Source organism: Paraprevotella xylaniphila YIT 11841 (genome assembly GCF_000205165.1).
GTDB lineage: Bacteria > Bacteroidota > Bacteroidia > Bacteroidales > Bacteroidaceae > Paraprevotella > Paraprevotella xylaniphila.
Window position 1 is genome coordinate 18,306 of the sequence record NZ_GL883870.1, and the last position, 9,507, is coordinate 27,812.

General features: G+C 48.4%; 10 protein-coding genes. 9 read left to right on the top strand and 1 reads right to left on the bottom strand.

Annotation, left to right across the window (positions count from 1 at the left end):
* Positions 1-181 precede the first annotated feature (181 nt).
* The gene (locus HMPREF9442_RS11150; RefSeq protein WP_008628559.1) at positions 182-811 is read right to left on the bottom strand and encodes a hypothetical protein; all 630 of its coding nucleotides are present in this window, start codon (positions 809-811) and stop codon (positions 182-184) included.
* Positions 812-1,057: 246 nt separating this feature from the next.
* Here HMPREF9442_RS11150 and lysS point away from each other — a divergent pair, with 246 nt between their 5' ends.
* The 9 genes from lysS to HMPREF9442_RS11195 all read left to right on the top strand — a co-directional run.
* Positions 1,058-2,785 carry a lysine--tRNA ligase gene (gene lysS / locus HMPREF9442_RS11155; protein WP_008628560.1) on the top strand — a complete coding sequence of 576 codons (1,728 nt, stop codon included), beginning with the start codon at positions 1,058-1,060 and terminating at the stop codon, positions 2,783-2,785.
* A gap of 12 nt (positions 2,786-2,797) precedes the next feature.
* A complete protein-coding gene (locus HMPREF9442_RS11160) occupies positions 2,798-3,793 on the top strand; it encodes an NAD(P)H-dependent glycerol-3-phosphate dehydrogenase (protein WP_008628561.1) in 996 nt (331 codons plus the stop codon).
* 30 nt (positions 3,794-3,823) lie between these two features.
* Positions 3,824-5,173: a glucose-6-phosphate isomerase gene (locus tag HMPREF9442_RS11165; RefSeq protein WP_008628562.1), complete on the top strand. Its 1,350-nt coding sequence runs from the start codon at positions 3,824-3,826 to the stop codon at positions 5,171-5,173.
* A 4-nt stretch (positions 5,174-5,177) separates the two neighbouring features.
* A complete protein-coding gene (locus HMPREF9442_RS11170; RefSeq protein WP_008628563.1) occupies positions 5,178-5,906 on the top strand; it encodes an inorganic diphosphatase in 729 nt (242 codons plus the stop codon).
* Positions 5,907-5,926: 20 nt separating this feature from the next.
* Positions 5,927-6,349 (top strand): PaaI family thioesterase, encoded by a 423-nt coding sequence (locus HMPREF9442_RS11175; RefSeq protein ID WP_008628564.1) that lies wholly within the window; start codon positions 5,927-5,929, stop codon positions 6,347-6,349.
* Positions 6,346-7,029: a response regulator transcription factor gene (locus HMPREF9442_RS11180; RefSeq protein WP_008628565.1), complete on the top strand. Its 684-nt coding sequence runs from the start codon at positions 6,346-6,348 to the stop codon at positions 7,027-7,029. The genes HMPREF9442_RS11175 and HMPREF9442_RS11180 overlap by 4 nt, the downstream gene beginning before the upstream one ends.
* Before the next feature lie 16 nt (positions 7,030-7,045).
* Complete coding sequence (locus HMPREF9442_RS11185) at positions 7,046-8,320, top strand: sensor histidine kinase (protein WP_008628566.1); 1,275 nt, start codon at positions 7,046-7,048, stop codon at positions 8,318-8,320.
* A gap of 91 nt (positions 8,321-8,411) precedes the next feature.
* Positions 8,412-8,852, top strand: coding sequence for a PepSY-like domain-containing protein (locus tag HMPREF9442_RS11190; protein ID WP_008628567.1), 441 nt, complete (start codon positions 8,412-8,414; stop codon positions 8,850-8,852).
* 49 nt (positions 8,853-8,901) lie between these two features.
* On the top strand, positions 8,902-9,507 hold a 606-nt coding region (locus tag HMPREF9442_RS11195; RefSeq protein WP_008628568.1), incomplete at its 3' end, for a PepSY-like domain-containing protein.

Genomic DNA, 9,507 nt, shown 5'->3' on the forward strand with positions numbered 1-9,507 from the left:
ACTGCCTGATACCAACTGAGAAGACAGACTCGAACCCATATCAGGATCAAAAGCCTTGTGATTGTCCATCTGCAAATCCACCCTCAAAAAAACGCTGCCATATCCCAATCCTAAAAAACGGTGTAGCAACACCTCACAGGATGGAAAATGGCAGCAAAACACCAAAAATCAAACTTTCTCTTTATTCCTTTATAATATGTTCACCGTCCTCCGCAATATGATAAGATTTGGTCAACATATTGGAAGACTTATGCCCCACCGTAATAAAAGCATCACCTTTTTCTATCTGGTAGCTTCGCACATAGCCCTCTTCCCCATATCCGGACGCCTCCAAAGCCTCTTTACAGAACACCGGCAAGTTCTCCACCAGTTTGGACACGTCATTGTAGGTGAAAAGCATATCCTTGAAGCCGTCATAAGTGTCAATCACATTATCGTCATGATCCGAAATCACCATGTCCTGTTTATCCAGTTTATTACGGACATCCTTATTGTCGTACCAACTATATTCCGCCATCTTGTTCTTATCTTCCGGCGTCACGATTTGTATCGTCACACTCGTAGAAGGATTGCCCGGCTTGTAATTCAAATAGGTATAAATCTCGGCAAACTCTGCCGTTTCCTTTTTTGCCTTGGCCAATTCCAACAATTCATCTATCTTCCCGTCCAACTCGCCGACATTGGCTCCGATAATCGTGTCCGACGGCGTAGTGGTGGCATTCTCTTTCATTTTATTCACAAAATCACATGATGCCATCGTAACGGCAACTACACATAAGGCCAAAACTCCTTTCCAAACATTTGTTCCCATAGTTCCATTTTTTTAAAAGTTATCACTCTACTTATTTGTTTGCGAAAGTTAGCGTTTTTATACTTAATAAAATTACCCCCCCCCGGATATTTAACACAAATTTAACAATGCAAGTCTGACTTTCTAAAAAAGGAAGTATAAAGCATGCTTCCGGAAACTTAAGCCCCATATTAATAAACGGGTAAATCATTGGGGTACTCAAAAAACTTTTGTAATTTTGTCCCAAATATCGAAATCAGAATAAAAATGAATGTTTTAGAGTTAAGTGAACAAGAAATCGTAAGAAGGAACAACCTGAACGAACTCCGTGCCTTGGGCATCGACCCTTATCCGGCTGACGAATACCCGACAGATGCTTTCTCGACCGACATCAAAGCCGAATACAATGATGCTGCGGAAGAGAAACGCCAAGTGTGCATCGCGGGCCGTATCATGAGCCGACGCATCATGGGCAAAGCCTCTTTCCTCGAATTGCAGGACTCCAAAGGGCGCATTCAGGTGTACGTCACCCGCGATGATATTTGTCCCGGAGAAAACAAGGATTTATACAATACCGTTTTCAAGAAATTACTTGATTTGGGAGATTTCGTCGGTATCAAAGGCTTTGTTTTCAAGACTCAAACAGGAGAAATCAGCGTGCACACGCAAGAACTGACGGTTTTGGCCAAGAGCCTTAGGCCACTCCCCATCGTCAAGATGAAAGACGGCGAGGTATATGACTCTTTCGACGACCCGGAACTGCGCTACCGCCAACGTTACGTGGACTTGATTGTCAACAGCGGCGTAAAGGAAACATTCCTGAAGCGTTCGGCCATCCTGAAAACGTTGCGTGCCGCCCTGGACGAAGCAGGCTACACGGAGGTGGAGACACCTATCCTGCAATCCATCCCGGGAGGAGCCAGTGCGCGCCCGTTCATTACCCACCACAACTCGCTCGACATCGACCTGTATCTTCGTATCGCCACGGAACTTTACCTGAAACGCCTCATCGTAGGCGGTTTCGAAGGTGTGTACGAAATCGGGAAGAACTTCCGCAACGAGGGTATGGACAAGAGCCACAATCCGGAGTTCACTTGCATGGAACTTTATGTACAATATAAGGATTACAACTGGATGATGGCGTTTACCGAAAAGTTGCTCGAGCGCATCTGCATCGCCGTGAACGGGGGCACGGAGAGCGTGGTGGACGGAAAGACCATCAGCTTCAAAGCTCCTTACCGTCGTTTGCCCATCTTAGAGGCCATCAAAGAAAAGACAGGATATGACCTGAACGGGAAGAGCGAAGAGGAAATCCGCGAGATATGCAAGACCCTGAACCTGGAAATCGACGACACAATGGGTAAAGGCAAACTTATCGACGAGATTTTCGGCGAGTTCTGTGAGGGTACTTACATCCAACCGACTTTCATCACCGACTATCCGGTGGAAATGTCGCCGCTCACCAAGAAACATCGTAGCAATCCGGCGTTGACCGAACGTTTCGAGTTGATGGTCAACGGTAAGGAATTGGCTAACGCTTATTCGGAATTGAACGACCCGATAGATCAGGAAGAGCGTTTCATCGAACAGATGCGCCTGAGCGAGAAGGGCGACGACGAAGCGATGTTCATCGATCAGGATTTCCTGCGTGCCTTGCAATATGGCATGCCCCCCACTAGCGGCATCGGTATCGGCATCGACCGTCTGGTCATGCTCATGACGGGCCAGACCACGATTCAAGAGGTTCTCTTCTTCCCGCAAATGCGCCCTGAAAAGAAAGTACCCAAGGACAGTGCCGACAAATACGCTGCCATCGGAGTGCCCGAGGCACTCGTGCCCGTGCTGCAAAAAGCCGGATATAACCTGGTAAGCGACATGAAGGACGTCAATCCGCAAAAGCTACAGCAACAAGTGGGAGAGGTCATCAAGAAATACAAACTCGACATCGAAAAGCCATCTGTCAACGACGTGGCCGAATGGATTGCTAAAATATAACAACCGGAAAATATGGGAAATTGTGGAACCATAGCCATCATGGGGGGCGGTAGCTGGGCTACCGCCATCGCCAAGATGATGTTGGAGCGAAACGATTCCATCCATTGGTACATGCGACGGGAAGACCGCATCGAGGAATTCCGCCGCCTGGGGCACAATCCGGCTTACCTGACCAGCGTGCATTTTGACGTAAACCGTATCCACTTCTCTGCCGACATCAATAAAATAGTGGAAGAAGCGGACACTCTGATATTCGTTACTCCTTCACCTTATTTAAAAAGCCACCTGAAAAAACTCAAGACTCGCCTGCGCGACAAGTTTGTCGTCACAGCCATCAAGGGTATCGTGCCCGACGAGAACTTGGTCTGTTCGGAATATTTTCATCAGGTGTATAACGTGCCCGACGAGAATCTGGCTGTTTTGGGAGGGCCGAGCCATGCGGAAGAAGTGGCTCTGGGACGGCTTACTTATCTGACCGTAGGATGCGCCGACTTGGAAAAGGCGCAAAACTTTGCCGACATGATCAGCAGCGAATACGTCAAGACCAAAACCAGCGACGACGTCATCGGCATCGAATACGCTTCGGTGTTGAAAAACGTCTACGCCATTGCAGCAGGCATCTGCAACGGCCTGAAGTATGGAGACAACTTCCAGTCTGTCATCATGTCCAACGCGGCACAGGAGATGAACCGCTTTCTCACGGTAGTACACCCCATCGAACGGAATATCATCGATTCGGTCTATCTGGGCGACCTCCTCGTCACGGGATATTCCAACTTCAGCCGCAACCGGGTGTTCGGCTCCATGATAGGCAAGGGTTACAGTGTGAAAAGCGCGCAAATAGAAATGGAAATGATAGCCGAAGGATATTACGGCACCAAATGCATGAAGGACATCAACAAATGCCTCCATGTCAACATGCCGATTCTGGATGCCGTATATAACATCCTTTACGAACGTATCTCGCCGAGCATCGAGATAAAACTGCTCACCGATTCATTCCGATAACTCATTATTGTTTTTTAATAGCGTAAAAAGATGAAGAATATTCAATTAGACATCACAAAAGCATCACAGTTTCTGAACGCTGATGCCATCGCGGCTTACGAGCCGAAGGTGAAAGCCGCACAGGAAGCTTTGGAAAACGGCACTTGCCCGGGTAACGATTTCTTAGGTTGGCTGCACTTGCCGTCATCCATCACCTCTGACTTCATTGGCGAACTGAATGCTACGGCACAGGTACTTCGCGAGAATTGCGAAGTGGTCGTAGTAGCCGGTATCGGCGGAAGCTACCTCGGCGCACGCACTGTCATCGAGGCTTTGAGCAACAGTTTCCAGTGGTTGCTGAACGATAAGAAGAACCCGGTCATCCTGTTTGCCGGAAACAATATCGGCGAAGACTATCTGGCCGAGATGTGCGCCTACTTAGCCGACAAGAAATTCGGTGTCATCAATATTTCCAAGAGCGGCACGACCACCGAAACGGCTTTGGCTTTCCGCCTGCTGAAGAAGCAATGCGAAGACCAACGCGGCAAGGACATGGCCCGCAAAGTCATCGTGGCCGTAACCGATGCCAAGAAAGGTGCCGCCCGTACCACGGCTGACAAGGAAGGATACAAGAGCTTTATCATCCCCGACAATGTGGGCGGACGTTTCTCCGTACTCACTCCCGTAGGCTTGTTGCCTATCGCCGTGGCTGGTTTCGACATCGCACAACTCGTGGCCGGTGCCGCCGACATGGAAAAAGCTACTGCTGCGGACGTACCTTTCATGGAAAACCCCTCGGCCGTATATGCAGCCTGCCGCAACGCTTTGTATGCAGAAGGCAAGAAAATCGAAATCTTGGTAAACTACCAACCTAAGTTGCACTACCTGAACGAATGGTGGAAACAATTATACGGAGAATCGGAAGGCAAGGACCAAAAAGGCATTTTCCCGGCTGCCGTGGACTTTACTACCGACCTTCATTCCATGGGACAGTGGATTCAGGACGGTGAACGCACCATCTTCGAGACCGTCATCAGCATCGAACAGCCCAACCACAAGGTGCTCTTCCCTTCGGACGACGAAAATCTGGACGGCCTGAACTTCCTGGCCGGAAAGCGTGTGGACGAAGTGAACAAAATGGCCGAACTGGGTACGCAACTGGCTCACGTGGACGGCGGTGTGCCCAACATGCGCCTGAGTGTCCCCGTGCTGAACGAATACTACTTGGGACAAATCATCTATTTCTTCGAGAAAGCTTGTGGTATCAGCGGCAACCTTTTGGGCGTAAATACCTTCAACCAACCGGGCGTGGAAGCCTATAAAAAGAACATGTTCGCCCTGCTGAACAAACCGGGTTACGAAAAAGAAAGTGAAGCCATCCGTGCACGCTTAAACAAATAAGCCCATGTTTGAAACTGAAAAAGACAAATATTTAATGAAGCACGGCTTTGGGGCGACGAGCCTTAAAGCCGTGCTCTTTGATATGGACGGGGTCCTCTTCGACTCCATGCCCAACCATGCGTATTCCTGGAGCCACGCCATGACGCAGTTCGGGCTTCATATCACACCCGAAGAGGCGTACATGCACGAAGGGCGTACAGGAGGCGGTACCATCGACCTGCTGGCACAACGCTGTTGGGGACGTAAAGCCACAGAAGAGGAAAAACAGACCATCTACAAAGCCAAGTCCGACGTGTTCAGCCGTTGCCCGGAAGCCCCGCAAATGCCGGGCGCTTACGAGCTACTGAAAAAGGTAAAAGCCGGCGGTTTCACTCCGATGGTCGTCACCGGTTCCGGACAAATCAGCCTTATCGACCGGCTGAACCATAATTTCCCAGACATTTTCCGGCGAGAACTGATGGTGACCAGCTTTGATGTAAAATACGGCAAGCCCAACCCTGAACCTTATCTCATGGGGTTGGAAAAAGCCGGTATACAACCGTGGGAAGGCCTTGTGGTGGAAAACGCCCCCTTGGGTGTACAAGCCGGAGTTGCCGCCGGCATCTTCACCATTGCGGTCAACACAGGCCCGTTGCCCGACAAAGTACTGCTCGATGCCGGAGCCGATTTGTTGTTCCCGTCCATGATGTCGCTTTGTGAACACTGGGAAGAAATACGAAAGACTTTCGCCTGACATTTTTATCCAACTATAGTATGACTTTATCTGAATTATTACAAAACGACCGGTTCGCCCGGGCGGCTGGTGTCGAAATACTCGACATCCGTCCGGGATATGCCAAAGCCCGGATGGAAGTCACTCCGGCGCATCTCAACGCAGCCGGAGTCTGTCAGGGAGGTGCCCTTTTCACGTTGGCCGACCTTGCTTTTGCCGCAGTAGCCAACAGTTACGCACAGGTAACCTTGTCCTTAAGCGCCAATATCACATTCTTGAAAGCCGTATCCTCCGGATGGCTTTACGCCGAAGCACGAGAGATACACCATCACCCACGCATTCCTTATATAGAGGTAAGAATCTGCCAGGAAAATGGTGATTTAGTGGCTATCCTCAACAGCACAGGTTACCGGAAGAAAGACGTATTACCTATCAACAATCCATCCGATACGGAACGACCATGAAGATCCTGCTAATTGAAGACGAAGAGGAGTTGCGGAATACCGTCAGGGAATACCTCACACGTGAAAAATTCATCGTGGAGTGTGCGGAAGATTATGCTTCTGCCATGGAAAAAGTGAACGATTACGATTATGACTGTGTCTTATTGGACATCATGCTGCCCGGCGGAAGCGGGTTGTCCATTTTGGCCCACCTTAAACGGACGCGCAAACAGGAAAGTGTCATCATCATCTCGGCCAAAGACTCCATTGAGGACAAGGTGGAAGGGCTTGACCTCGGTGCCGACGATTATCTGGCCAAACCGTTCCATCTGGCTGAACTTAATGCACGGGTGAAATCCCTGCTGCGCAGGAAAAAGGCCGGAGGAGACACCAGTATCGTACTGGGCAACCTGACTTTAGTGCCCGACACCCGTAAAGCAACCGTAGATGGGAACGAGCTGAACCTCAACCGCAAGGAGTTCGACCTGCTGTATTATTTCATCAGCAATCCCAACCGCCTCATCAATCGCATGGCATTGGCAGAATCCGTATGGGGCGACCACATTGACCAGGCGGACAGCCTTGATTTCATTTACTCCCAAGTGAAGAACCTGCGAAAGAAAATGAAAGCCGCAGGCGCACAAGCTGAAATAAAAGCCGTCTACGGCTTCGGTTATAAACTGGCATTCGATATGCCGTAAATCTTCCAGTCCGCCCATGAAGTTATTGCGTTATACCCACTTTAATCTCTCTTTCCTCCTTTTTTTGTTATTAGGCGGATGGGGAACCTTTTTCTATTACACCGTCATCGACGAAGTAATGGACGAGACCGACGATGCCCTGGCGAATTACCGGGATATTATTGTGGGGAAAATTCTGGCGGATTCTACTCTTTTAGATACCGAGGATAAAATCATACACAGCTACAGCATCCGTCCACTCGCCACGGAAGAAGTCGAGCACTATCGCGACCGGTACTATGACGGTACGGTATATATCGAGACTGAAGATGAATATGAACCCGTACGTATCATGAAGTCCTGTTTCATGGCTACCGACCTGAAATATTATGAATTGGAACTTCGGCTTTCTACTTTGGAAAGGGATGACCTGATAACGGCCATATTCAAATACCTTGTCGCACTTTACATCGCATTGCTTTGTTGTATCATCTTCAGCACACGCCTTATCCTGAAGTCCGTGTTCCGTCCGCTCGACCGCCTGTTGGAATGGCTTGAAAACGTATCACCCGGACGCCCGGCACCTTATTTGAATCCGGATTGCCGTATCCGGGAGTTCCGTACCCTGAACCGTGCTGCCCTTGAAATGCACGAACGAGCAGAAAAAGCATACCGTGAACAGAAGGAATTCATCGAAAACGCCTCCCACGAACTGCAAACCCCGTTGGCTGTCATCAACGGTAAGTTGGAGTTATTGGCCGAACATGAGAATCTCGATGAAGAGGAACTGAAAACCATCGACGATATGTTCCGCAGCCTGCACCGTGCCATACAGCTCAATAAATCCCTGCTCCTGCTTTCACGTATCCAAAACCGGCAATTCGAGGAAGTTGCAGAAGTAGACATGAACCGGCATGCCCGGCATATTATAGGACTCTTGTCTGACTTGTACGAAGAAAAAGAATTGGACTATCACCTGTCGGACACGGAAACCTGCCGCATCCGTATGAACGAATCACTGGCTCATACTTTATTGACTAACCTCATCAAAAATGCCATCATACATAGCCCGGACCATGGACGCGTAGACATCGTTATCCATTCTTCCCGAATCGAAATCATCAACGATGGAAACCAGGCACTTGACAAACAACAAATATTCAAACGTTTCTATAAAGGTAATGCCGGACAAAAGGAATCGACCGGATTGGGACTGTCCATCGCCCAATCCATAGCCAATCTTTACCATATAAAACTCACATATTATCATGACGGACGACACCACTTCGTGTTAAAAATTGCAAAGCCATAGAACTTGAAGTATAAATCCCAAATCTTTCCAGAATCAGGTATTTCCTTTGCGGTTACAATAGCATTACTAACCATTAAAAGAACTTACCGTTATGAGAAAGATGTTTGCCATATTGCTTTTGGGAATGGTCATCGTAACGACAGCTTGCGCTGACAATGATGTCATCACCCGTAATGTAAACGATTTGCCTGTTCCGGCACGTACGATTCTAAAACAGCAATTTGCCCATACTAAAGTTTCGTATATCAAAATAGACAAAGACTGGTTCAAATCGGCCACCTACGACGTACAGCTTGTCAACGGTACGGAAATATCCTTCGACAGCAAAGGCGATTGGACCGAAGTAGACGGAAAAAGGTCTGAAGTTCCTGCTTTTTTTATCCCGGCTCCCATCAAGAAACAAGTGAACGACATGTTTCCCGGGGAAAAAATCACCAAAATAGAAAAAGACAGCCGTGAGTATGAAGTGGAACTTACCAACGACGTAGACCTCAAATTCGACCGGAAATTCAATATCCGCGAGATAGACTGAAAAAACGAGATTTTCACAAGAATATAAACCTTAAAAAAAACAAAACAAAATGAGAAAGAATATATGGAAATGGGGGCTTTTCATCTTATTGCTCGCCCCGGTTATGACCGCATGTAAAGATGACGATGAGGATGACTACAACTTCCGGAATGATCCACACATCATCCAAACGGTAGAAAGCCGTTATCCGGGAGCACAAATCGTGGAAGTCGAGCGTACCTACCGAGGATATGAAATACAAATGTGGCTGAACAACGCAGAAGTGGACATGCACCTCGACCTCAACTATCAATGGCTTTATACGGAATTCGAGGACATTGCATGGACATCCCTTCCCGAAGCCGTTGTCAACAGCTTTACGCAAAACGGATTCACGTTCAACCCACGTGAAGACGATGTGGACCGCATTGAATATCCCAACGGAACAGAAACGTCCATACAATACCGTATCGAATTGGACCGTGAACCTACAGACATCATACTCTACTACAATGCGGACGGAAGCCAACACCCGGGAAGTGGCTCCGACCCCTCGGCACAAATCCCACAGGAAGTACGCCAAATGGTAGCGGCCAAATATCCCGGTGCCAATATTATTGAAATGAACCGCACTGCAAAAGGCTACGAAATACAACTGTGGCTGAACAACGCAGAA

Coding starts and splice junctions, on each gene's coding strand:
- HMPREF9442_RS11165 (WP_008628562.1), top strand. CDS start 3,824: ATGAAGAATATTCAATTAGACATCACAAAAGCATCACAGTTTCTGAAC.
- HMPREF9442_RS11190 (WP_008628567.1), top strand. CDS start 8,412: ATGAGAAAGATGTTTGCCATATTGCTTTTGGGAATGGTCATCGTAACG.
- HMPREF9442_RS11170 (WP_008628563.1), top strand. CDS start 5,178: ATGTTTGAAACTGAAAAAGACAAATATTTAATGAAGCACGGCTTTGGG.
- HMPREF9442_RS11150 (WP_008628559.1), bottom strand. CDS start 811: ATGGGAACAAATGTTTGGAAAGGAGTTTTGGCCTTATGTGTAGTTGCC.
- HMPREF9442_RS11160 (WP_008628561.1), top strand. CDS start 2,798: ATGGGAAATTGTGGAACCATAGCCATCATGGGGGGCGGTAGCTGGGCT.
- lysS (WP_008628560.1), top strand. CDS start 1,058: ATGAATGTTTTAGAGTTAAGTGAACAAGAAATCGTAAGAAGGAACAAC.
- HMPREF9442_RS11180 (WP_008628565.1), top strand. CDS start 6,346: ATGAAGATCCTGCTAATTGAAGACGAAGAGGAGTTGCGGAATACCGTC.
- HMPREF9442_RS11185 (WP_008628566.1), top strand. CDS start 7,046: ATGAAGTTATTGCGTTATACCCACTTTAATCTCTCTTTCCTCCTTTTT.
- HMPREF9442_RS11175 (WP_008628564.1), top strand. CDS start 5,927: ATGACTTTATCTGAATTATTACAAAACGACCGGTTCGCCCGGGCGGCT.